This is a genomic window from Candidatus Blochmannia americanus (nom. nud.) (genome assembly GCF_059934915.1).
The window spans coordinates 682,782-708,772 of the sequence record NZ_CP011792.1; the positions used below are offsets into that span (position 1 = coordinate 682,782).

16 protein-coding genes and 1 rRNA gene are annotated in these 25,991 nt (G+C 32.6%); 1 reads left to right on the forward strand and 16 read right to left on the reverse strand.

The genetic code is table 11. The annotated features are described in order from the left end of the window. Positions 1–30: 30 nt before the first annotated feature. Positions 31–1,603: ribosomal RNA gene (locus Bamer462_RS02865) — 16S ribosomal RNA — on the reverse strand. 401 nt (positions 1,604–2,004) lie between these two features. Here Bamer462_RS02865 and purH point away from each other — a divergent pair. Continuing rightward, positions 2,005–3,639 (forward strand): bifunctional phosphoribosylaminoimidazolecarboxamide formyltransferase/IMP cyclohydrolase, encoded by a 1,635-nt coding sequence (gene purH / locus Bamer462_RS02870; RefSeq protein WP_500837604.1) that lies wholly within the window; start codon positions 2,005–2,007, stop codon positions 3,637–3,639. Positions 3,640–4,227: 588 nt separating this feature from the next. Here the strand turns inward: purH and rpoC are convergent. The 15 genes from rpoC to rpe form a co-directional block, all read right to left on the reverse strand. Continuing rightward, a complete protein-coding gene (rpoC, locus tag Bamer462_RS02875; RefSeq protein WP_500837605.1) occupies positions 4,228–8,493 on the reverse strand; it encodes a DNA-directed RNA polymerase subunit beta' in 4,266 nt (1,421 codons plus the stop codon). Between the two features lie 91 nt (positions 8,494–8,584). Continuing rightward, entirely contained in the window at positions 8,585–12,610 is a 4,026-nt protein-coding gene (gene rpoB / locus Bamer462_RS02880) for a DNA-directed RNA polymerase subunit beta (RefSeq protein WP_500837606.1), read from the reverse strand. A gap of 267 nt (positions 12,611–12,877) precedes the next feature. Next, positions 12,878–13,252, reverse strand: a complete 375-nt coding sequence (gene rplL, locus Bamer462_RS02885) for a 50S ribosomal protein L7/L12 (RefSeq protein ID WP_500837607.1) — start codon at positions 13,250–13,252, stop codon at positions 12,878–12,880. Between the two features lie 95 nt (positions 13,253–13,347). Beyond that, complete coding sequence (rplJ, locus tag Bamer462_RS02890; RefSeq protein WP_500837608.1) at positions 13,348–13,839, reverse strand: 50S ribosomal protein L10; 492 nt, start codon at positions 13,837–13,839, stop codon at positions 13,348–13,350. A 328-nt stretch (positions 13,840–14,167) separates the two neighbouring features. Next, positions 14,168–14,872, reverse strand: coding sequence for a 50S ribosomal protein L1 (gene rplA, locus Bamer462_RS02895; RefSeq protein ID WP_500837609.1), 705 nt, complete (start codon positions 14,870–14,872; stop codon positions 14,168–14,170). 4 nt (positions 14,873–14,876) lie between these two features. Beyond that, positions 14,877–15,302 carry a 50S ribosomal protein L11 gene (gene rplK, locus Bamer462_RS02900; protein ID WP_500838006.1) on the reverse strand — a complete coding sequence of 142 codons (426 nt, stop codon included), beginning with the start codon at positions 15,300–15,302 and terminating at the stop codon, positions 14,877–14,879. A gap of 150 nt (positions 15,303–15,452) precedes the next feature. Then, positions 15,453–15,998, reverse strand: coding sequence for a transcription termination/antitermination protein NusG (gene nusG, locus Bamer462_RS02905; protein ID WP_500837610.1), 546 nt, complete (start codon positions 15,996–15,998; stop codon positions 15,453–15,455). A gap of 1 nt (position 15,999) precedes the next feature. Then, entirely contained in the window at positions 16,000–16,377 is a 378-nt protein-coding gene (gene secE / locus Bamer462_RS02910) for a preprotein translocase subunit SecE (RefSeq protein ID WP_500837611.1), read from the reverse strand. A 77-nt stretch (positions 16,378–16,454) separates the two neighbouring features. After that, positions 16,455–17,639, reverse strand: coding sequence for an elongation factor Tu (gene tuf / locus Bamer462_RS02915; protein WP_500837612.1), 1,185 nt, complete (start codon positions 17,637–17,639; stop codon positions 16,455–16,457). Positions 17,640–17,702: 63 nt separating this feature from the next. Further along, a complete protein-coding gene (gene fusA / locus Bamer462_RS02920; protein ID WP_500837613.1) occupies positions 17,703–19,814 on the reverse strand; it encodes an elongation factor G in 2,112 nt (703 codons plus the stop codon). A gap of 179 nt (positions 19,815–19,993) precedes the next feature. Next, positions 19,994–20,464, reverse strand: a complete 471-nt coding sequence (rpsG, locus tag Bamer462_RS02925; RefSeq protein ID WP_500837614.1) for a 30S ribosomal protein S7 — start codon at positions 20,462–20,464, stop codon at positions 19,994–19,996. Positions 20,465–20,611: 147 nt separating this feature from the next. Continuing rightward, positions 20,612–20,986: a 30S ribosomal protein S12 gene (rpsL, locus tag Bamer462_RS02930; protein ID WP_500837615.1), complete on the reverse strand. Its 375-nt coding sequence runs from the start codon at positions 20,984–20,986 to the stop codon at positions 20,612–20,614. A gap of 1,775 nt (positions 20,987–22,761) precedes the next feature. Next, positions 22,762–23,343, reverse strand: a complete 582-nt coding sequence (locus Bamer462_RS02935; RefSeq protein ID WP_500837616.1) for an anthranilate synthase component II — start codon at positions 23,341–23,343, stop codon at positions 22,762–22,764. A gap of 451 nt (positions 23,344–23,794) precedes the next feature. After that, complete coding sequence (trpS, locus tag Bamer462_RS02940) at positions 23,795–24,802, reverse strand: tryptophan--tRNA ligase (protein ID WP_500837617.1); 1,008 nt, start codon at positions 24,800–24,802, stop codon at positions 23,795–23,797. A gap of 243 nt (positions 24,803–25,045) precedes the next feature. After that, a complete protein-coding gene (rpe, locus tag Bamer462_RS02945) occupies positions 25,046–25,714 on the reverse strand; it encodes a ribulose-phosphate 3-epimerase (protein ID WP_500837618.1) in 669 nt (222 codons plus the stop codon). Positions 25,715–25,991: the final 277 nt, after the last annotated feature.

Below are 25,991 nucleotides of genomic sequence, written 5' to 3' on the forward strand. Positions count from 1 at the left end.
TGGGCACTTTACTCATATTATTTTAATAAGTAAGGAGGTGATCCAACCGCAGGTTCCCCTACGGTTACCTTGTTACGACTTCACCCCAGTCATGAATCACAAAGTGGTAAGTGCCCTCCCGAAGGTTAAACTACTCACTTCTTTTGCAACCCACTTCCATGGTGTGACGGGCGGTGTGTACAAGGCCCGGGAACGTATTCACCGTGACATTCTGATCCACGATTACTAGCGATTCCGACTTCATAGAGTCGAGTTGCAGACTCCAATCCGGACTAAGACGTACTTTATGAGGTTTGCTTTGCTCTCGCGAGTTTGCTTCTCTTTGTATACGCCATTGTAGCACGTTTGTAGCCCTACTCATAAGGGCCATGATGACTTGACGTCATCCTCACCTTCCTCCGGTTTATCACCGGCAGTCTCCTTTGAGTTCCCGACTTTACTCGTTGGCAACAAAGGATAAGGGTTGCGCTCGTTGCGGGACTTAACCCAACATTTCACAACACGAGCTGACGACAGCCATGCAGCACCTGTCTCAAAGCTCCCGAAGGCACTCTCATATTTCTATAAGACTCTTTGGATGTCAAGAGTAGGTAAGGTTCTTCGTGTTGCATCGAATTAAACCACATGCTCCACCGCTTGTGCGGGCCCCCGTCAATTCATTTGAGTTTTAACCTTGCGGTCGTACTCCCCAGGCGGTCGATTTAACGCGTTAGCTCCGAAAGTCACAGATCAAAGTCTACAACCTTCAAATCGACATCGTTTACGGCATGGACTACCAGGGTATCTAATCCTGTTTGCTCCCCATGCTTTCGTACCTGAGTGTCAGTTTTCGTCTAGGGGGTCGCCTTCGCCACTGGTATTCCTCCAGATCTCTACGCATTTCACCGCTACACCTGGAATTCTACCCCCCTCTACGAAACTCTAGCTTGCCAGTTTCAAATGCAGTTCCTAAGTTAAGCTTAGGGATTTCACATCTGACTTAACAAACCACCTACGTACTCTTTACGCCCAGTAATTCCGATTAACGCTTGCACCCTCCGTATTACCGCGGCTGCTGGCACGGAGTTAGCCGGTGCTTCTTGTATGGGTAACGTCAATTAATATCGATATTAGCAATATTAAGTTCTTCCCCATTGAAAGTGCTTTACAACCCGAAGGCCTTCTTCACACACACGGTATAGCTGCATCAGGGTTTCCCCCATTGTGCAATATTCCCCACTGCTGCCTCCCGTAGGAGTCTGGACCGTATCTCAGTTCCAGTGTGGCTGATCGTCCTCTCAGACCAGCTAAGGATCGTAGCCTAGGTGGGCTATTACTCCACCTACTAGCTAATCCTATCTGGGCTCATCCGATGGTATAAGGCTATATCCTTGTTTTATCAAGGCAAGTCCCCTACTTTGGTCTCATTGACTTCATGCGGTATTAGCTACCGTTTCCAATAGTTATCCCCCTCCATCGGGCAGATCCCCAGACTTTACTCACCCGTTTGCCGCTTGCCAGACAGAGCTACATACATTTATGTAGCTCTCTGTTGCCGCTCGACTTGCATGTGTTAAGCTTACCGCCAGCGTTCAATCTGAGCCATGATCAAACTCTTCAATTTAAATCTATTTCCATTTATAAAAAAATAAGCTCGTTAATTTTATAAAATAACCATCAATCAACTAACCATTACTTTTTATAAACGAAATCATACTACATCTTACTTTTGATCAAGTGCCCACATCAATTATCTAATAACCCAATTGTTAAAGAACTATGATATATAATAATATACGCTTTGTATCTTTTTAAAATAAAACAAATACATCATTATCATTAATTTTAGTTAATGTCAATAGTATTTATGTTGTTTCCATAATTTAACGGTGTTAATTTACAATATTTAACTATATGTCATGAGACATGACATATAATAATATTATATTATATATATAGTAACATATATATAATATTTGTTAAACTAAATTAGTATCGTAATTTAACTATTATTATGAGGATATTATGACTCAATCATCATTATCAATTCGTCGTGTATTAATTAGTGTATTTGATAAATCCAATATTTTAGAATTTGCTCAATCACTAATTCAACGAGGTATTCAATTATTATCTACCGAGGGGACAGCTCAAATATTGTCTGATGCTGGACTGCCAGTCATTAAAATTTCTGATTATACTAAATTACCGGAAATAATGCATGGACGCATTAAAACATTACACTACAAAATATATGCTGGAATCCTTGGAAGACGAGGATTAGATGATGCTGTAATGAATCAATATAATATTCCACCAATTGATATGGTAGTAGTGAATTTTTATGCATTTACTTCTTCTTTTGAAAAAAATACAAAATATTCTCAAGAAGAAATATTAGAACATATTGATATCAGCGGCCCAAGTATGGTAAGAGCAGCAGCAAAAAATTATAAAAATGTGGCTATTGTAGTCAATAGCGATAACTATAAAGAGATTGTAGATGAAATTAATCATCATAACGGATTGATTAGTCTAACAACTCGTTTTAATTTAGCTGTAAAAGCATTCAAATATGTTACTGAATATGATAATACAATTTCTAATTACTTCGATCATCAGTTACAAACTAATCGTCACACGTCCACTACTAACAACCACAATTATAACCAATCTCATCATCATTTTCCTAAAAATTTAACTTTTATGGATCTTAAATTCATAAAAAAACAGGATATGCGTTACGGAGAAAATCCACATCAACGAGCAGCGCTTTATGTGGATACATATGCACAACAACAATCAGGATCTATTGCTACTGCTCAACAATTACAAGGCAAATCATTATCTTATAATAACATAGTAGATATGGACACGGCCTTAGAATGTGTAAAAACGTTCGAAGACCCAACCTGTGTAATCGTTAAACATACTAATCCATGTGCTGTAGCTACATCTAATACCATTTATGATGCATACGCTAAAGCCTATCAATCAGATCCTATCTCTGCATTCGGAGGAATTATTGCTTTTAATAGATCTTTAGACAAAAAAACAGCTCAATCTATTATTGAACAACAATTTATAGAAGCAATCGTTGCTCCAAGTATTAATCAAGATTGTTTTAATATTATATCTAGCAAAAAAAATATACGAATATTAAGCTGCGGTACGTGGACCTCACGTACATCAGGTATAGATTTAAAATTAATTAATGGAGGACTATTAATACAAGATTGCGATCTTGTAGCAAATTTAAAATATTTGGAAGTAGTTAGTATTCGTCAACCAACAAAAGAAGAAATAAAAGATGCATTGTTTTGTTGGAAAGTAGTCAAATTTGTTAAATCTAACGCAATTGTTTGTGGCAAAAATCGTCAAACTACCGGTATTGGAACCGGTCAAATGAATCGGATATATGCAGTAAAAATCGCAACTTCTTTCAAAGAACAACAAAAAGGTACATTGAATATTCAAGGATCAGTGATGGCTTCTGATGCTTTTTTTCCTTTTTCTGATGTAATACGTATTGCATCTGAAATAGGTATAAACTGTATTATCCAACCAGGAGGATCTATTAGAGATCAGGAAATCATTAAAACTGCCGATCAATATAATATTGCTATGATTTTTACACACATCCGTCACTTTAGACATTAACTATTCTAAACTTAAAAAAATTATTTTTTTACTCTTTCATACCATATGAAAATGTAAATATTTTTGATAATTAAAGCGATTATGTGAAAAATATAACTTGTTTAAATATAAGTGATTATATTAAAACTATTGATTAGTATCATGTATTACCTTTAAGAGCATCAGTAATACTTGTTAAAAACACATGATCATTAACAAAAATTAATTTTGTAATTCTGTAAATTTCAACATAAAAATTGATTTTTTTATACACAAAAAATACAAATATGCTGTGTAACAATATTTATTTGATCAAAATATTTTAAAATGCATTACCAAAATGAATAGTTATTTAAACTAAATATATTAAATAACTGTATTTGATTAAAATATCTACTTAATTGAAAAACATAACTTATATTACGAATAAATTATATAACAAGTATAATAATTAATCAATAATTTTAGTTTATCATACAGAAATTTTTTTTAATACCCAAAAATAGATTATATGCTAGTTTCGATATAAAATTTAAAAAAACACAATCATACTCTTAATTTTCAGTATAAGTTCTATAACATAACCATTAATAATTAAAGTATTTAAATTTACTTAGAAGAAGTTGCATTCAACAATTCAGTTAAGTTTGCCGATGCTTCATCTGCTGTAATTTGAACAGAAATATTTTTTGTTGTTGCAGTAGATGTTTCTATTTCATTTTGATTACTGACATGACGATGATGATGTATACGTTCCTGATGATAAGCATAACCAGTTCCTGCAGGAATTAACCTACCAACAATGACATTTTCTTTAAGACCGCGTAATTCATCTCGCTTTCCTGCCACAGACGATTCTGTTAATACACGTGTTGTTTCTTGAAAAGATGCTGCAGAAATAAATGATTCCGTAGCTAATGACGCTTTAGTTATGCCCAATAAATTACGTATAAAACTTATTTTAACTTTCCCTTCGTTTTCTAGTTTCCGATTAGCAATTTTAATACGCGAATATTCTACCTGTTCGCCAACTAAAAAATCAGAATTTCCTGACTGAATTACAGTAGCTTTACGTAACATTTGACGAATAATAACTTCTATATGTTTATCATTAATTTTTACTCCTTGTAAACGATATACATCCTGTACTTCATTTACAATATAGTGAGTTACTGCATGTACTCCACGCAATCGCAAAATATCATGAGGAGATTCCGGTCCATCAGAAATAATATCGCCTCGATCTACATATTCGCCTTCAAAAACGTTAAGATGACGCCATTTAGGAATCATTTCTTCATAAATTTCCCCGGTGCCACCATCCTCAATAGGAGATATCATTAAGCGACGTTTACCTTTAGTTTCTTTTCCAAAAGAAATTATCCCGCTAATCTCTGCTAGAATCGCTGATTCTTTCGGACGACGCGCTTCGAAGAGGTCAGCAACACGTGGTAAGCCACCGGTAATATCTTTAGTCCCACTACTTTCATGTGGTAATCTTGCTAATGTATCCCCACAGATAATTCTCGATCTATCCACTAATTGAATTACACTTTTACCAGGTAAAAAATACTGCACGGGAACATCTGTGCCTGGAATAACAATGTCATAACCATTAACATCTACTATTTTTAATGTAGGTCTTAAATCTTTGGCGCTGCTCACACGTTCTGAAGTATCCAATACTACAATAGAAGTTAATCCTGTTAAGTCATCTGTTTGTTTAACGATACTCTGACCATCTATCATATCAACGAATTGAACAAATCCACTTACTTCTGCAATCACCGGCATAGTATGTGGATCCCAATAAGCTACTATCTCTCCATGCATTACTGTTTCTTCATTTTTCTTAGTTATTATAGCTCCATAAGGTACTTTATAACTTTCTTTGGTACGAGAAAATTGATCAATAATTTTAAGCTCGGTATTACGAGAAGTAACCACTAATTTTCCTTCCCCATTTGTTACAGATTTAATATTTTTTAAATGAACAATACCCTTATTTTTAATTTGAATACTTGATTCCGAAGCAGATCGAGAAGCAGCACCACCAATATGAAAAGTACGCATAGTTAATTGAGTACCTGGCTCACCTATAGATTGAGCAGCAATGACACCAACTGCTTCTCCTTTATTTATAAGTTGACCTCGAGCTAAATCTCGACCATAACATTTAGAACAGACGCCAAAATCAGTATCACAAGTCACAACAGATCGTACTTTAATAGTATCAATTGAATACGTATCTAAAACATCACACCAATATTCATCCAATAAAGTATTACGTATGATCAATACTGTATTATTATTTCCATTAGATTCTACCACATCTTCTGCTAAAACTCGTCCTAATACACGATCTCGTAACGGTTCTTTGACATCTCCTCCTTCAATAACAGGACTCATTACAATACCTGAAAATGTATTACAATCGTCTTGTGTAATAACCAAGTCTTGAGCTACATCTACTAAACGACGTGTTAGATAACCAGAATTAGCCGTTTTCAAGGCAGTATCAGCTAATCCTTTACGCGCTCCATGTGTAGAAATAAAATATTGCAATACATTTAATCCTTCTCGAAAATTTGCAGTAATAGGTGTTTCAATAATTGATCCATCCGGTTTTGCCATTAAACCGCGCATACCAGCAAGTTGTCTAATTTGCGCTGCTGATCCGCGAGCTCCTGAATCTGCCATCATAAAAATATTGTTGAATGATGCCTGAATTTCCACATGCCCATTACGATTTATCACAGTTTCAGTGGCTAAATTATCCATCATTGCTTGCGCAACACGTTCATTAGCCGCAGCCCAGATATCAATAACTTTATTATAGCGCTCCCCTGCTGTCACTAATCCAGTTTGAAATTGGTCTTGTATTTCTACCACTTCAGACTTTGCTTCATCGATGATATCAGCTTTTTTCACGGGAATAATCATATCATCAATACCGACAGAAGCACCAGAACGAGCAGCATATGCAAAACCAGTATACATAATTTGATCCGCCAAGATAACAGTAGCTTTCAATCCTAATAAACGATAACAACTGTTCAACATTGTTGATATAGCTTTCTTTCCTAATACTTGATTGACCAATATAAATGGCAATCCTTTAGGAACAATCATCCAAAATATAGCGCGTCCTATTGTGCTGTTAACAAGATTTATTTTTTTTAACCATTCTCCATTTTTATCGTATTCATACTCAGTAATACGTATTTTAATACGAGCATGTAATTCAACTAAACCTAAACGATAAAGACACTCTGCTTCTTTTGGTCCAGTTAATACCATTCCCTCACCTTTAGAATTTGCACGTTCACGAGTCATATAGTACAAACCTAATACTACGTCTTGGGATGGAACAATAATAGGTTCCCCATTAGCAGGAGATAAAATATTATTAGTAGACATCATTAAAGCTCTAGCTTCTAATTGAGCTTCTAGCGTTAATGGTACATGTACTGCCATTTGATCTCCATCAAAATCAGCATTGTAAGCAGCACAGACTAATGGATGTAATTGAATAGCCTTTCCTTCTACTAACACTGGCTCAAAAGCTTGAATCCCTAATCTATGTAATGTAGGAGCACGGTTTAACATCACTGGATGCTCTCGAATTACATTTTCTAAAATATCCCACACTACAGATTCTTCTCGATCTACCATTTTTTTAGCGGCTTTGATAGTGCTAGCAAAACCTTGTAATTCTAATTTTCCATAAATAAATGGTTTAAATAATTCTAAAGCCATTTTTTTAGGTAATCCACATTGATGTAACCTTAAATAAGGACCCACAGTAATTACTGAACGACCAGAATAATCAACACGTTTCCCTAAAAGATTTTGACGAAATCTACCTTGTTTACCTTTGATCATATCAGCTAAAGATTTCAAAGGACGTTTGTTAGAACCAGTAATTGCACGACCTCGCCGCCCATTGTCTAACAATGCATCTACTGCTTCCTGCAACATTCTTTTTTCATTACGTACTATGATTTCTGGAGCAGCTAAATCTAATAACCGCTTTAATCTGTTATTTCTATTAATAACACGACGATACAAATCATTCAAATCAGAAGTAGCAAAACGCCCTCCATCTAATGGGACTAACGGCCTTAAATCTGGGGGCAATACTGGTAACACATTTAAAATCATCCACTCAGGTTTATTTTCAGAATATATAAATGATTCAATTAATTTTATACGTTTTGTTATTTTTTTACGTTTAGTTTCAGAATTACTATCTTCTAATATTTCTCGTAAACATTCACATTCGTTTTTTAAATTTATATTTTTTAGCAAAATTTGAATAGCTTCGGCTCCCATTTTAGCTTCAAACTCGTCCCCAAATTCTTCTAATGCGTCCAAATATTCTTCTTCAGTTAAGATTTGACGGCACTCAAGACTAGTCATACCGCTTTCCACTACCACATAAGATTCAAAATATAGAACACGTTCTATATCACGTAATGGCATATCTAATAACAAACCAACTCGTGAAGGTAATGATTTTAGAAACCAAATATGAGCAGTAGGAGACGCCAATTCGATATGTCCCATGCGCTCACGTCGTACTTTACTCTGTGTTACTTCCACCCCACATTTTTCACAAACTACCCCACGATGTTTTAAACGTTTGTATTTACCACATAAGCACTCATAATCTTTAATAGGCCCAAAAATGCGCGCACAAAATAAACCATCCCGCTCTGGTTTAAAAGTACGGTAATTGATAGTTTCTGGTTTTTTTACTTCACCAAAAGACCAGGATCTGATCATGTTTGGAGAAGCAAGTTCAATTTTAATTGCATTAAATTCTTCTATTTGAGTATGTTGTATCTTAAAAAATTTAAGTAAATCTTTCACAGACGAACCTTTATTAGAGTTATACTTGTCGAGTGCATAAATATTATATGATGATAAAGTATATCTATTACATAGATATTAATTTTAAGTATTAATCTTCTAATTCAATATTAATTGCTAGAGAACGAATTTCTTTTAATAAAACATTAAAAGACTCGGGCATTCCAGGTTCCATTGTATGATTGCCATCAACGATATTTTTATACATTTTAGTGCGCCCATTTACATCGTCTGATTTCACAGTTAACATTTCTTGCAAAGTATATGATGCGCCATAAGCTTCTAACGCCCATACCTCCATTTCTCCAAAACGTTGCCCACCAAATTGAGCTTTCCCACCCAATGGTTGCTGTGTTACTAAGCTATAAGACCCAGTGGAACGTGCATGCATTTTATCATCCACTAAATGATTGAGTTTCAACATATACATATAACCTACAGTAACTTGCCTCTCAAATGCTTCCCCTGTACATCCATCGAATAAAGTAATTTGACCAGAAGTTGGTGATCCAGATAATTTTAAAAGATCTTTAATCTCTTTTTCTGTAGCCCCATCGAACACTGGGGTAGCAATAGGCATACCTTTTTTCAAATTATTAGCTAATTTCAATATCTCTGCGTCTGAAAATTTATTAAGATCAATATGTTGACGCGATCTTTCTCCTAAATTATATGCTTGTTGAATAAATTGTCTTAATTGACTTGCATCTTTATGTTGTTGCAACATATAGTTTATTTTATCCCCAATACCTTTTGCTGCCATACCAAGATGAGTTTCTAAAATTTGACCAATATTCATACGAGATGGTACTCCAAGGGGATTAAGCACTATATCTACCGGTATCCCGTCTTGATCATACGGCATATCTTCAATGGGATTTATTTTAGAAATTACTCCCTTGTTTCCATGTCGCCCTGCCATTTTATCACCGGGTTGTATCTGACGTTTTACAGCTAAATATACTTTAACTATTTTTAGTATACCAGGCGCTAACTCATCTCCTTGGGTAATTTTACGATGTTGAATTTCAATTTTTTCTTCAAACATGCTTTTTAAATCAAAATATTGCTTAGTTAATTGAGACAATTGATATTGTTTTGCCTCATCTGATAATACCAAATTTAACCAAGAATTACGGTTAGTTTCAAATAATTTTTCTCTCTTCATACCGCTAGAAATTAATACATCATAGACACGATCAAATAAAGCTGATTCAAAAATTTGTAATTCTTCACTTAAATCTTTTTTGATCTGTTCTAATTTTGCAGATTCAATTGTTAATGAACGTTTATCTTTGTTAATACCATCTCTAATAAATATTTGCACGTCAATTACAGTGCCACATACCCCATTAGGAACGCGTAAAGATGAATCTTTTACGTCAGAAGCTTTTTCACCAAAAATAGCACGTAGCAATTTTTCTTCTGGTGTTAATTGGGTTTCTCCTTTAGGTGTAACTTTTCCGACAAGGATATCTCCTCCCATTACTTCTGCGCCAATATAAATAATTCCAGATTCATCTAATTTAGATAAAGCTGTATCTCCTATATTAGGGATATCAGCAGTAATTTCTTCAGGTCCTAATTTAGTATCACGAGATACACAAGTTAATTCTTGAATATGTATACTTGTAAATCTATCTTCTTGTACTACTCGCTCTGAAACTAACATTGAATCTTCAAAATTATATCCATTCCAAGGCATAAAAGCAATTCTCATATTTTGACCTAAAGCCAATTCTCCTAAATCAGTAGATGGACCATCTGCTATAACATCTCCATGTTCTACCAGTTCTTCTAAAGACACACAAGGTCGTTGATTGATACAAGTATTTTGATTAGATCTAATATATTTTGTTAAGTGATAAATATCAATGCCTGATTCCTCAGGACGTGTTGTACCCCTGTGCGCATGTATTACAATACGAGATGCATCTACATATTTAACGGTGCCACCGCGTTTAGCTACTACTGTAACACCGGAATCTATGGCTACTGCGCGCTCCATTCCAGTACCTACTAACGGTTTTTCGCTACACAAGACGGGAACAGCTTGGCGTTGCATATTTGCACCCATAAGAGCGCGATTAGCATCATCATGTTCAAGAAAAGGGATTAATGAAGCAGCAACTGAAACTATTTGTTGAGTAGAGACATCCATATAGTCAACCTGATCTTTCCTAAACAGACCAGATTCACCTTGATTTCTACAAGTTACTAAATCGTCAATAAATTCTCTTGTGGAACTTAAGTTTGTATTTGCTTGAGCAATAACAAAATCACCTTCTTCAATTGCAGATAAATAATGAATATCATTGCTTACAATACCATTTTGAACTTTACGGTATGGAGTTTCTAAAAATCCGTATTCATTTGCTCGAGCATATACAGACAATGAATTAATTAAACCTATATTCGGCCCTTCTGGCGTTTCAATTGGACAAACTCGCCCATAATGTGTAGGATGCACATCACGCACTTCAAACCCGGCCCGTTCTCTTGTTAAACCTCCTGGCCCTAAAGCAGATATGCGGCGTTTATGAGTAATTTCTGATAATGGATTATTTTGATCCATAAATTGAGACAATTGACTAGAAGTAAAAAATTCTCTTACTGCGGCAGAAATTGGTTTAGCGTTAATCAAATCTTGAGGAGTCAATACATCTAAATCACCTAAAGATAATCGTTCCTTCACTGCACGTTCTACTCTAACTAATCCGATTCTAAATTGATTTTCTGCCATTTCACCTACAGAACGAATACGTCGATTTCCCAAATGATCAATATCATCTACCTCTCCTTTACCGTTTCTAATATCAATCAACTTTTTTATTACATCAACAATATCCTCTTTTTTTAGTATCCCTAAATCTTCTATCTGTACTCGTTGCAACGAACGATTAAATTTCATTCTTCCTACAGCAGACAAGTCATAACGCTCTTCTGAAAAAAATAAATTTTCAAATAAATACTCAGCAGCTTCTTTAGTAGGAGGTTCCCCTGGACGCATGACGCGATAAATTTCTACTAACGCATCAAATCTATTGGTAGTAGTATCAATACGTAGAGTTTCAGAGATATAATTACCGTAATCTAGGTCGTTGCTAAACAATGTTTCTATGGTCTCATATCCTGATTGCATTAATTTATGCAATATATCATCAGATATTTCTGTATTAGCCTCGACAATAGGTATATTTGTATGTTTATTGTGATAGTCTTTTATAACAACCTTACCAATTATATAATCTATAGGTACTTCAATTTTTGAAATATTATCTTTTTTTAATTGACGAATATGTCTCGCTGCAACACGCTGTCCCTTTTTTACATATACAACACCATTCACACTGATATCAAAAGATGCTGTTTCACCACGTAATCTTTCAGGTACTAGATGCATATATAATATATTATCCTGAATTTCATATACTACTTTGTTAAAGAATATATTTAATATTTGGTCAGTAGTATAATTTAAGGCACGTAATATTACTGTTGCCGGTAACTTTCGTCGTCGATCAATTCGAACAAATAAATTATCTTTTAAATCAAATTCAAAATCTAACCAAGATCCGCGATATGGAATAATACGCGCATTATATAATACTTTACCAGATGAATGTGTTTTGCCTTTATCGCTATCAAAAAATACGCCAGGACTTCTATGTAACTGAGACACAATAACCCGCTCAATACCGTTGATAATAAACGTACCATTATTGGTCATGATCGGAATTTCACCCATATATACTTCTTGTTCTTTAGTATTTTTTATTATTCTATTTAATCCATCTCGTTCATAAATAATTAAACATAGACGTACTCGTAATGGCGCAGAAAAAGTAGCCCCGCGTGTTTGACACTCTTTCACATCAAACGTAGGTTCTCCTAATTGATACGTGATGTACTGCAACTCAGCGTTTCCGTTATAGCTCCTAATGGGAAAAACAGATCTAAAAGCTGCTTCTAATCCGCATTGTGTCTCTGGATCTTGCTTAATAAATTGTTGAAAAGAATCAATCTGAATAGAAAGAAGATACGGAATATCCAGAACTTGAGGACGTTTTCCAAAGTCTTTACGAATACGTTTCTTTTCAGTATAGGAATACACCATAAAGTTCCTCGATTAAGTTAATATGGACGATTTTTTGAGAATAAGCTAGCTACTATGCAATTATCTATTGCATAGTAGCTACATATATTATTATTATTTTAGACTCAGATATATAAAGTACTCATATGCTGTTGTTGTTAACACGCATAAAATGTTGAAATACCACAACGCCTGCGATACACAGATATTATGTATCGCAGGCTATGTAAATGATACAAAACCACATGAAAAATAAACCAATAACAACAAATTGTTATTGGTTTATTTTTACTTAATTTCAACAGTCGCACCTACTGTTTCTAGAGTTTTTTTTAGTGTTTCAGCATCAACTTTACTAATTGATTCTTTCAAAATAACAGGTGCAGATTCCACTAATTCTTTTGCTTCTTTTAATCCTAACCCAGTAATACTGCGCACAGTTTTAATAACAGGAATTTTGTTATTACCAATAGCAATTAAAAAAACATTAAACTCAGTTTGCTCTTCTTCCACAATTGTCTCTGGTACATCAGATTCAACAGTGGTTAACGAATTAACAGCAGGCACACCAAATTTTTCTTCCATCATAGAAGTTAACCGAACTATATCCATAACAGACATATTGGAAATAGCATCTAAAATTTGTTCTTTTGTGAGAGACATAAAAATTTCCAAAAATATAAAATATCAAAAGTATCACGTAATCAAATTACTATTTTTTTTAAAAATACCTTAAGTATTGTTTAAGGAATTATAATTTATTTTTTTTGATTAGATAATACATATAAAATTCGAACTAAATTTCCTATACTACTCGTTTTAATAGCCATTATTAATCTAAAAATAGCCTCTCTGCGATCAGGCAGAGAAGATAAAAGATTTATTTTTGATGCAGGAATAAACTTACCTTCAAAAGCCGCTCCTTTTATCTTAAAATTTTCATGACTTCTAGCAAATTTTTCAAAAACTCGTGCAGAATCACGAGATTGATGCACAGAAAAAGCAATAATATTTTGTCCTGTTAAAATTTCTCGTAAACATGCTAAAGGTGTATGTTCAATTACTCTCCGCATTAATGTATTACGAATAACCTGCACGTAAACGTCAAGATCGCGTGCCTCCTTTCTTAATTTAGTTACTTCATTAACAGTAACACCATCCAAAGATGCTATTACAGCAGCTAAAGCTTTTTTAGCTATTTCGTGAATCTTATAGATAATTTCTTCTTTTTTTTGCAGGCTTAATGCCATTACTAACACCGTACTATAAGTTTAATATATACCAATACATATAAAACACAAAATTTCAAACTTCCTTTGCATGCTGACAGGTCACTTTACAATTCTAAACATAAAGCTATCAATACCATTGATATAGTTACAACAATAATAATAAAAAAATAACAACATAATTAAATTTGATATAAAACTCACCATAAATCATATTTATATTATTTTAATTAAAAATTACCGTTCATATCAATAAACACTAAAACTGAACAAACAAACACAATACTCCAACAAATTCTAAACTAATTTACAAACCATGTAAAGAATCTATCAATAAAAACAATTAATATTAAGTAATTGCAATACATAAACTACTTCTATCAACAGATATAGACCTTCCCATAGTAGTAGAAATAGTTACTTTTTTGATGTATGTTCCTTTGTATGAAATTGGTTTCACTTGTTTTAAGGATACTATTAACGCTTCTAAATTTTCTTTAAGTTGTATAACATTAAAATTAATTTTTCCAATAGTAGAATGAACAACACCATTTTTATCATTTTTATAACGTATTTGTCCTGATTTAACATTTTTAACAGATTCTGCTATATCATGAGATACAGTCCCCATTTTAAGACTAGGCATTAAACCTCGTGGTCCTAAAATAGGGCCTAGCTTACTTACTACATTCATAACATCAGGAGAAGCAATAACCACATCTGGGCGATATTTCTCCTTTTTTATTTGATCATACAAATCTTCTAACCCAACTACATCGGCTCCTGCTTTTTTAGCTAATACTATATTTTCACCTTGAGTGAAAACAGCAACATGAACATCATGACCGATACCGTGCGGTAAAATTACGTTACTACGTACGTTTTGATCAGATTTACGCGCATCAATTCCTAAATTAATAGCGGTATCAACACTTTCAACAAACTTAACGCTTGTCATTTTTTTTAATAATTCTAACCCATCTAATATATTATATTGCATAGACGCATCTGCGCAGTTTTGTGTCATACGCATTCTTTTACTTAATTTGCCCATATAATTAATCTTCCACTTCAATTCCTATAGAACGAGCCGTACCTATGATAGAACGCGATATTGATTGTATATTAGCGCCGGTCATATCAATGGCTTTAATTTTTGCGATCTCATAAATTTGAGCACGCGATATTTTAGCAACATTTATTATATTTGGTTTTTTAGATCCAGATTGAACATTTGCAGCTTTTTTTAACAGTATTGAAGCAGGAGGAGTTTTAGTAACAAATGAAAAAGAACGGTCACTATACACAGTAATGATAACTGGGATTGGTAATCCTGTTTCAAGTTTTGCGGTACTTTCATTAAATGCCTTACAAAATTCTATAATATTAACGCCTTGTTGACCTAGCGCGGGTCCAACTGGAGGGCTAGGATTAGCAGCTCCAGCAGAAATTTGTAGTTTAATACACGCTTTTACTTTTTTCATCGCCATATAAATCGCCCTAGTCAATAATATAAATAATACTCGGTTTTTTATTTTGATTAGTTTGTCCAGCAATTATAATTACAAAAGAAATAATGGTTATTTAATCGTATACACTTAAATGCATCATTTTTTCAGTATAATAATTGATAATTAAGATTTTTCAACTTGAGAAAAATCCAGTTCTACCGGAGTGGCTCGACCAAAAATAGATACTGATACTTTTAAACGATTTTTTTCATAATCTACTTCTTCTACTACAGCATTAAAATCAGAAAAAGGCCCATCACTAACTCTAATAAGCTCCCCCGGCTCAAACAATGTTTTAGGACGAGGCTTATCTCCCATCTGTTGCAATCGATTAATTATAGCATCAACTTCTTTATCTCCAATGGGGGCAGGTTTATCGCATGTTCCTCCTACAAAACCCATAACACGTGGAACACTTTTTACTAAATGCCAACTAGAATCATTCATTATCATCTGTACTAATACATAACCAGGAAAAAATTTACGTTCACTTTTTCTACGTTGTCCAGCCCGCATCTCAACTACCTCTTCTGTTGGAACCATAATCTCGCCAAACATTGTGTTCATATCGCGTAATTTAATATGCTCACGTAAAGAATAAGCTACACGGTTTTCAAATCCAGAAAATGATTGAATAACATACCAACGTTTTTTCAAAGTATCAGTCATATTATAACCTTAATCCAAACGATATCACATGCACTAAAACAGTATCCAAACCCCATAATAACAATGACATAAATATCGTTACTCCTATCACGATTAAAGTAGTATTGAATCCGTCCCGATAAGTAGGCCACATCACTTTTCGCAACTCAGTACGTGATTCATTGGCAAATATAACTATTAACTTTCCTATTTTAGTAGTCGAGACAATGCATGCAGCAACAGCAATAATAATACATACTACCGCGCCTCTCATTAAAACATCATAATGACGATATAAGTAATTTCCCACAATCGATGTTATAACCAATCCCACAATACTAACCCATTTCATTACTTCTAACACATACAATTTTTTTTTACTTTCATTTTTACCACGCATATCAATACACTGTATTATTATTATTACAAATTTAGTTATTATATAAAAATATAGTTATATTTACATGAATTATATAATTAAAGTATAACTTTAGATACAATACCAGCGCCTATAGTACGACCACCTTCTCTAATAGCAAATCTGAGGCCGTCCTCCATAGCTATTGGTGCGATCAGATTAACAATCATTCTAATGTTATCGCCAGGCATCACCATTTCCATCTCCTCTGGTAATTCAATAGTGCCAGTGACATCTGTGGTACGAAAATAAAATTGAGGGCGATACCCTTTAAAAAAAGGCGTATGTCTTCCTCCTTCATCTTTATTTAAAATATACACCTCTGATTCAAAATGAGAATGGGGTTTAATATACCCCGGTTTTGACAGCACCTGCCCACGCTCTACTTCATCTCGTTTAGTACCACGCAATAAAACACCAACATTTTCCCCAGCGCGCCCTTCATCTAATAATTTTCTAAACATCTCTACTCCAGTACACGTGGTTTTTATTGTATCTTTTATGCCAACAATTTCTATTTCTTCCCCTACTTTGATAACACCACGTTCAATACGACCTGTTACAACTGTGCCTCTTCCAGAAATAGAAAATACATCTTCAATAGGCAACAAAAATGGTTGGTCTATAGCACGTTTAGGTTCTGGGATATAATTATCCAATACATCTGATAATTCTAAAATTTTATTAGACCATATTTCATCATTTTCTAATGCTTTTAAAGCAGACCCTCGAATAATTGGCGTATTATCTCCTGGAAAATCATATTGGGATAACAACTCTCTCATTTCCATTTCAACTAATTCTAGTAACTCCTCATCATTAACCATATCACATTTATTCATAAATACAATGATATGAGGCACTCCTACTTGTCTAGCTAACAAAATATGCTCACGAGTTTGGGGCATCGGTCCATCAGTAGCAGCCACCACTAAAATTGCTCCATCCATCTGTGCAGCTCCAGTTATCATGTTTTTTACATAATCGGCATGTCCAGGGCAGTCAACATGCGCGTAATGTCGATTTGCAGTATCATATTCAACATGAGAAGTATTTATAGTAATTCCTCGTGCTTTTTCTTCTGGAGCATTGTCAATTTGATCAAAAGCACGAGCATAGCCGCCATACTGTTTGGATAAAACAGTAGTTATAGCAGCGGTTAGAGTAGTTTTCCCGTGATCTACATGACCAATGGTGCCTACATTAATATGTGGTTTTACGCGTTTAAATTTTTCTTTGGACACCTCTAAACTCCTTAGGTTTTTTATAGTTTTTGAAAAAAAATGAAACCTAAATATTATTTGCTATTACTTAATTTGACGAGAATTTATAATAAACTGTGCTATATTGTTTGGTACTTCGTTATATTTTAAAAATTCCATAGAATAAGAAGCACGTCCTTGAGTTTGCGAGCGCAAGCCGGTAGCATAACCAAACATTTCAGATAAAGGAACCTGAGCGCAAATTATCCTTCCATTCGTTGTAGAATTTTCTAAACCACTAATGATACCTCGTCGACGATTTAAATCTGCAATAACATCTCCCATATAATCTTCAGGTGTTGCAATCTCTACATTCATAATAGGTTCTAACAATACAGGATGAGCCTTCATAAACCCTTCTTTAAATGCTATAGAGCCTGCTATTTTAAATGCTATTTCTGAAGAATCAACCTCGTGATAAGAACCATCAAAAATAGACACACAAATATCTACAATTGGATATCCGGCAAGAATACCGTTGCTTATTTGTTCTCGCACACCTTTGTCTACGGCAGGTATATATTCCTTAGGCACAACTCCTCCTACTATTTCATTTACAAACTTATAACCCCCTTCATGTGTACTCATAGGTTCAATGCGTAACCAAACATGACCGAATTGACCTCGGCCTCCCGATTGGCGAATAAATTTACCTTCTTGTTTTACACTAGTACGAATGGTTTCTCTATAAGCAACTTGAGGTTTTCCGACATTAGCTTCAACATTAAACTCCCGCCTCATACGTTCTACAAGAATTTCTAAATGCAACTCACCCATTCCGGCAATAATAGTTTGTCCAGAGTCTTTATCTATCCATACTCGAAATGACGGATCTTCCTGAGCTAGACGATTTAAAGCTAAACCCATTTTTTCTTGATCTGATTTAGTTTTAGCTTCTACCATCACAGAAATCACTGGTTCCGGGAATTCCATACGTTCAAGTATAATTGGTGAAGACGGATCACATAAAGTATCTCCAGTATCAACATCTTTTAAACCAATAGCTGCGGCAATATCGCCTGCATGAACGGCTTTAATTTCTTCTCGTTTATTGGCATGCATTTGTACTATCCGACCAAATCGCTCACGTTTTTCTTTTATAGGATTTAACACACTATCTCCGGAACTAACAACACCAGAATACACTCTAAAAAAAGTTAAGTTTCCTACAAATGGATCAGTAGCTATTTTAAATGCTAAAGCTGAAAACGGTTCTTTATCATTAGAATGACGTTTAACTTGTGTGGATCCATCTTTTAATACACCCGTAATAGATCTTACATCACTTGGAGATGGCAAATATTCTACAACAGCATCGAGCATCGCTTGCACCCCTTTATTTTTAAAAGCAGATCCGCACGTTACTAATACAATCTCGTTGTTTAATACTCTTTGGCGTAACGCTTGTTTAATTTCTTGTTCTGTCAGATGATCAGTATTCGACAAATACTTATCCATTAACTCTTCAGATTCTTCAACAGCAGATTCTATTAAATGTTTACGCCATATATTGGATAATTCTATTAAATCGTCGGGTATTGCGCTATAAATAAAAGTGACTCCTTGATCTGCTTCGTTCCAATGAATAGCCTTCATCTTGATCAAATCAATAATTCCAGTAAATTTATTTTCTGAACCTACAGCTAACTGTATAGGCACAGGATTAGCAAATAATCTAGTTTTCAACTGTTCTACAACTCGTAGATAATCTGCACCCACTCGATCCATTTTGTTTATAAATGCAATACGTGGCACTTTATATTTATTTGCTTGACGCCATACCGTTTCAGATTGGGGTTGTACGCCTCCTACAGCACAGTAAATCATTACTACCCCATCAAGTATACGCATAGAACGTTCTACTTCAATGGTAAAATCCACGTGTCCAGGAGTATCTATGATATTAATGCGGTGTGAATCAAATTGATTAGCCATACCTGACCAAAAACAAGTAGTAGCAGCAGAAGTAATTGTTATACCCCGTTCTTGCTCTTGCTCCATCCAATCCATAGTAGCAGAACCAGTATGCACTTCTCCAATTTTATGATTTACACCTGTATAAAATAAAATTCGTTCAGTGGTAGTTGTCTTTCCAGCGTCAATATGCGCACTTATACCAATGTTACGATACCGTACAATCGGTGTGACACGTGTCATTCATTGAAGTCCTCAATAGTATATTATAATTTAATGAAAATATTTATTATATTTGACAAAATACCGTTGTTAAATAACATTCAAATGCATTTAAATCATTCAAATAAATAACACTAAATAATTTAAATTTACGCTAAAAGTTTGAAAAAATTAAATAATATCTATCCAACAGGACTCTATTACCAACGATAATGGGCAAAAGCTTTATTTGATTCTGCAATACGATGTATTTCTTCACGTTTTTTTACAGCATACCCTTTACCCTCTATAGCGTCTAAAAATTCATTCGCTAAACGTAGCTCCATAGATTTATCATTTCTTTTACGAGCCCCTTCAACAATCCACCGCATCGCTAGAGTATTTCTACGAACCAGACGTACCTCTACTGGTACCTGATAAGTAGAGCCTCCAACACGTCTAGATTTTACTTCTACAATTGGACGAACATTATTTAAAGCTATTTCAAATGCTTCCAAACAGTCTTTATTAGACCGTTTAAATAAAATATCTAAAGCGGAATATACTATTGTTTCTGCGATAGATTTTTTTCCATTTAACATTAATATATTGATAAATTTAGCTAACAGATCGGATCCAAATTTTGGATCCGGAAAAATATTACGTTTAATAACGATACGTCGGCGCGGCATTAAGTATAGTTCCTATTTAACTATTAACATTTAATTTCACAACAAATACCAATATTACTAAAATTAAGCTAATTAATATTGCTCATGCTTAAAATTAACTTACATCAAAAACAAAAAGAAACTTTCTATATTTTATTATTCTACATGCTACAATTTTGGTTTTTTTGTTCCATATTTAGAACGACCTTTCTTACGAGCATTAACTCCTGCACAATCAAGAGCACCCCGAATAACATGATATCGCACACCTGGCAAATCTTTAACCCGGCCTCCTCGAATCAAAATTGAAGCATGTTCTTGCAGATTATGTCCTTCTCCTCCAATATAAGCAGTCACCTCTAATCCATTGGTCAAACGAACACGACATACTTTTCGCAATGCAGAATTTGGTTTCTTTGGGGTAGTAGTGTATACTCGCATACATACCCCCCTTTTTTGTGGACAAGAACCCAATGCCGGTACACTACTTTTAAAAGTCCTCGTAGGACGCACATTACGGACTAGCTGATTAACTGTGGTCATGACTACAATCTCCAATCTTGTTCTGATATACACTACACCTAATATTGTACTATTCGAATATAATCCTCCTCAAACTTCGAACAACAGCTCACGCTATTGAGATTATTACGTTGTACAGTCAAAAATATCATCACCACATAATCGGTGATTATGGGCCAAATTAAATTCATAAAATGCAGCGTTCATAGTCATGAACGTGAACGATAACACATCTATTTTTTTACTAACTTTTATAAACTAATATTTAACAATCTTCATTCTTTTAAAAAAAACTAAAATAGTTATCTTAGTTACTAAGATAACTATTTTAGTTTACAACATCGCACAACAAAAGTATAACTTTTTATTACAATATTACATCTTTATTTTTTTTAAATACTAAGATCTATACTATCCTAAATAAACTATTCGTTATTGCATTATAATGAATTATATTTCTCACGAAATTTAACATAATATTTCAAGTTATAAAATTATCTGGTTTATAACCATAATGTAGAAATACATATGAGGTTCAATTTGTACATCAATATAAATATATTAAATTTAGATATAAATTGTTATTAATATTCCCCAGTGTTCTCAGAGAGAACGGCTAACAGATAATGCCAGTCAAAGCAAGAGAAACAATGCAAATAAATAAAATGAATTTCACAAATAATGGTTTCATAATTTCACCTTTTGTAAAGACAGTTTTTATTTAATATAGTTATGATATATTGTATAATTGTTAATTATCAGTATATATATTTATTAGAAAATATACATAACTTGACATTAAGTCATGTATATAACTAATATGTATATACAATATAGTCTACTAATATCAGTGATATATTAACAATATTATTATATATTTATATTTATCAAAAAATTTTTATAATCTATTAGAATAGAACACGAAATATTTTAAAACTTGCAACTTTAATAATTTTAATATAATAGATGCTATCTATATAGATATTCAGATCATTACTATCTAAACATTTTATAATTTTAAGATTTAAATCTCATAAAATAAATATGAAAAAGTTATTAAATACTGTTTTCTTATGAAAATTAAAGATGATATTAAAATTTTGTTTTTAATTGTTTATATTATGTATTTGTGATACATCATCGTTCAATTTGCTCATGCTTTTCATTATTAATACAAATCATTGTATTAACAGTATAGTTAAATTATTAAAATTCACTAATTGACGTAATTGAATTATTACATAATACTAGATAACTTAAAAATGTTCACTCTCAGATTATTTCTGTAATTAATTTTATTTTTTTATGAATTGAATTATGACATTTTCATGATAAAAAATACATATTTAAGAGTTAATGTAACAATAAAATTTGAATACATTTAAAAAATGTATATATAAAATTTTTATGTTATTAACAAATAGTTTCAAACGAATCTTATACTGTTATATAAGAAGATTACATATATATCATTTCCCATGCATATATTTTTAAGTAACATACTAAATTTATAAATAAACTGATTATAAAAAAAACTATATACATGTATAAAAATGTAATTTAAAAAATAAAAATATTAATGCTATATTATATATTTCATTACTCATTACACTTGCATTAGTACCTAAGCCTGCAATGCACTTTATCCTAAGAAATAATATCGATACACTATTACATCACCATCTAATATATGAAAATTTCTGATTGCATACATTTTTTAAAAGACTAATATAATAATAACACGTAGTTACTAAAAACATCATTTTTAAACTTTTACAAATTTAGTAAATTTTAAGTTAATACTTCATGAAATTGGCTAACATTTGATAGCCTTGTTCACTTAATATACTTTCTGGATGAAATTGTACGCCTTCTATAGCTAATTTACGATGGCGGATACCCATAATTTCAATATGTTTATCACAACATGTGCTCCATGCGGTTATTTCTAAACAAGCCGGAATAGTGTTTGAATCTATCACTAGAGAATGATATCGTACTACATTTAAAGGTTGTATTACTTCAGTAAATATTCCATTCCCATTATGATGAATTAAAGAAGTTTTCCCATGCATTATTTTTTTAGCATGTTTCAATTTAGCTCCAAAAAATTGAGCTATAGCCTGATGCCCAAGACATACCCCAAGAATAGGTATCTTATTATGAAAATAATAAATCGCATCTAAAGAGATACCTGCATCATCTGGTGTACCAGGTCCAGGAGAAATAACTAAACCTTCAGGAGATAATTGTTCAATATCTACAATATTTAAGGAATCATGTCTCCTAACTTCCACTACTCCACCCATTTCTCGAAAATATTGATAAAGATTCCAAGTGAAGGAATCATAATTATCAATAATAAGAATTTTATTCATTACCGTTCTACAATTATACTGAGCTATTTATTGATTAATTATATTAATACACTTTAAAATGGGTATCGCATAGTTTTATGAGATTAAAATGAATCAAATCAATAATTTAAAATATCCCATATCACATATTTATCGAAATAACACAAACAACATAAATACATAACTTATTTGATACAAGACAACAAAAAAATCAAACAACAATTGTAATTGTTCATATCATTTAACCGCATATATACTAATGTTTCAAATCAATATAAATGGTTAATTTTATAGTCCATAACAGATTCAGAATTACTTCATAATTAATATATTATAATAATAACTGCATTGCGTATAATGCGTGTTTATTTGTAAATTTAAGAAATATCTAACTACTATTATTATCCAAAAATACTTATCTGATACTTAATTAGATATATCATCCATTATTAATATAATAATAACTGCTCTCTTAATTATCGTCACTAAGCAGTCCTATTGCTTTATGTACTTTTTTTAAAGTAATATTAGCTTTTTTACGTGCTCTTTTTGCCCCTACACGCAATATAGAACGTAATCTGTCTTCATTAGAACGTTCAGTATAGTAACAATTTTGTAATTTTGTCAACATCAATGATATTGATTGAATAATCTCATTCTTTAACTGAAAATATGTTTTATCTTTAAACGTTTTTTCTAGATAAATGATAGGTTGCTCTCTGATTCCAGAGAGAATTTCTAATAAATTAGAGATACCGGGTTTGGCGATAGGATCATATTTAATTCTTGGAGGACAATCAGTATCAGTAACAGCACGTTTAATTTTTTTTGATACCATATTAATATCATCTAAAAGAGTAATCATATTATCAGAGTTATGATCTGATTTAGACATTTTTTTATTCGGTTCCAACAAAGACATGATACGAGATCCACATGTAGGAACAAATACCTCTGGAACAATAAAAACTGCGCCATGTGTATCATTAAAACGTTCGGCAATATTACGCGTTAATTCTAAATGTTGTTTCTGATCAGAACCTACTGGCACCAAATTAGTTTGATATAATAAAATATCTGATGCCATCAGTATCGGATAGTTAAATAACCCAATGTTTACTTTTTCTTTTTGTTGTATTAATTTTTCCTTAAATTGAGTCATACGATTTAGTTCTCCAAAATATGTATAACAATTCAACAACCAGTTTAATTGACTATGTTCTGGAACATGAGACTGAATAAATATTATACTATTATTCGGATCAATGCCGCACGCTAAATATAAAGCCAATGTGTCTAATGATGTTTTATGTAGTTGATGTAAATTATTTCGAGTTGTAACTGAATGTAAATCCACTATACAATATATACATTGATAATCGTGTTGCATTTTAACCCATTGACGTATTGCTCCAATATAATTACCAATAGTAAGTTTGCCTGATGGTTGAGCCCCGCTAAATACAATTGGTTTATTCATACAAATATTTTCCGTAGTGTTTAATACAAAACAGATATAATGTTATTATACTAAAATTTACATAATAAAAATTATACGATAATATGATTTATATATTATACAAATCATATAAATTAGAAATAAAATTATTTTTCACAGCATATCTACATATCGAATAATGTTTTAACTAAACAAAATCACTCTGTAATAAATACAGAGTTTTCTTTAATTCTTTATCTCTAGTACGATACTAATTATCTTTCATCATTGATTTGATAAAATAGAGCGAAAAACATGCATAACTTCGCAATAATTTGAAGATTCAAAAATAGCTGATCCTATAATAAACATATTTGCGCCAGCTTTTAAAATTGAGTGTATGTTTTGAACATTAATACCTCCATCCACTGCTAAATCAATATTGTGATTGACGTTGTCTATTAATTTACGAGTTTGACGTATTTTGTTTAAAATCATAGGAATAAATAATTGCCCACTAAACCCAGGATTCACTGACATTAATACGATCAGATCAATTTTATGCATCACATATTCCAAATGGTTAATAGTAGTACTAGGATTCAAAACCAATCCTGCTTTACATCCGTGTTCTTTAATCAATTCTAATGAACGATCAATATGTTCTGTTGCTTCTGGATGAAAACTAATATAATTCGCACCAACAGCAGCAAAATCTAATATTAATCGATCTATTGGTTTTGCCATTAAATGAACATCAATAGGGATGCTAATGCCATAACTGCGTAACGACTGCAATACCATGGATCCTATGCTTAAATTAGGAACATAATGATTATCCATAACATCAAAATGCAAAATATCTGCACCTGCAGCTATAATATTAGTAATATCTTCGCCTAATTTAGCAAAATTAGCTGACAAAATAGATGGAGCTATGAAGCAACGTTTCATATAATTTCCATTAAAAATTGCAATACCATAAATATTAACTAATTTAAAACAATATATTTATTAACTTTAATTTCATCACATCGAACAGTAATCCAATCTTACAAAGCATCATATTACTATCCTCTATATAAAATATTTATTTATATAAATATATAAAAACAAAATTTTTAAACAGGATTTATATTTTATAATTTGCAAAAAAAAATCATATTAATTGGATATGGATTCAAATCTATTTATATCGCTTACTCTATATTATATATTTTAAATACAGATC

Excerpts from the sequence above, each read along its gene's own strand:
- trpS (WP_500837617.1), bottom strand. The coding sequence starts at position 24,802 with ATGAATAAACCAATTGTATTTAGCGGGGCTCAACCATCAGGCAAACTT.
- rpoB (WP_500837606.1), bottom strand. The coding sequence starts at position 12,610 with ATGGTGTATTCCTATACTGAAAAGAAACGTATTCGTAAAGACTTTGGA.
- purH (WP_500837604.1), top strand. The coding sequence starts at position 2,005 with ATGACTCAATCATCATTATCAATTCGTCGTGTATTAATTAGTGTATTT.
- rplA (WP_500837609.1), bottom strand. The coding sequence starts at position 14,872 with ATGGGCAAATTAAGTAAAAGAATGCGTATGACACAAAACTGCGCAGAT.
- rplJ (WP_500837608.1), bottom strand. The coding sequence starts at position 13,839 with ATGGCATTAAGCCTGCAAAAAAAAGAAGAAATTATCTATAAGATTCAC.
- fusA (WP_500837613.1), bottom strand. The coding sequence starts at position 19,814 with ATGACACGTGTCACACCGATTGTACGGTATCGTAACATTGGTATAAGT.
- rplL (WP_500837607.1), bottom strand. The coding sequence starts at position 13,252 with ATGTCTCTCACAAAAGAACAAATTTTAGATGCTATTTCCAATATGTCT.
- rpe (WP_500837618.1), bottom strand. The coding sequence starts at position 25,714 with ATGAAACGTTGCTTCATAGCTCCATCTATTTTGTCAGCTAATTTTGCT.
- rpsL (WP_500837615.1), bottom strand. The coding sequence starts at position 20,986 with ATGACCACAGTTAATCAGCTAGTCCGTAATGTGCGTCCTACGAGGACT.
- nusG (WP_500837610.1), bottom strand. The coding sequence starts at position 15,998 with ATGACTGATACTTTGAAAAAACGTTGGTATGTTATTCAATCATTTTCT.
- rplK (WP_500838006.1), bottom strand. The coding sequence starts at position 15,302 with ATGAAAAAAGTAAAAGCGTGTATTAAACTACAAATTTCTGCTGGAGCT.
- secE (WP_500837611.1), bottom strand. The coding sequence starts at position 16,377 with ATGCGTGGTAAAAATGAAAGTAAAAAAAAATTGTATGTGTTAGAAGTA.
- rpsG (WP_500837614.1), bottom strand. The coding sequence starts at position 20,464 with ATGCCGCGCCGACGTATCGTTATTAAACGTAATATTTTTCCGGATCCA.
- Bamer462_RS02935 (WP_500837616.1), bottom strand. The coding sequence starts at position 23,343 with ATGAATAAAATTCTTATTATTGATAATTATGATTCCTTCACTTGGAAT.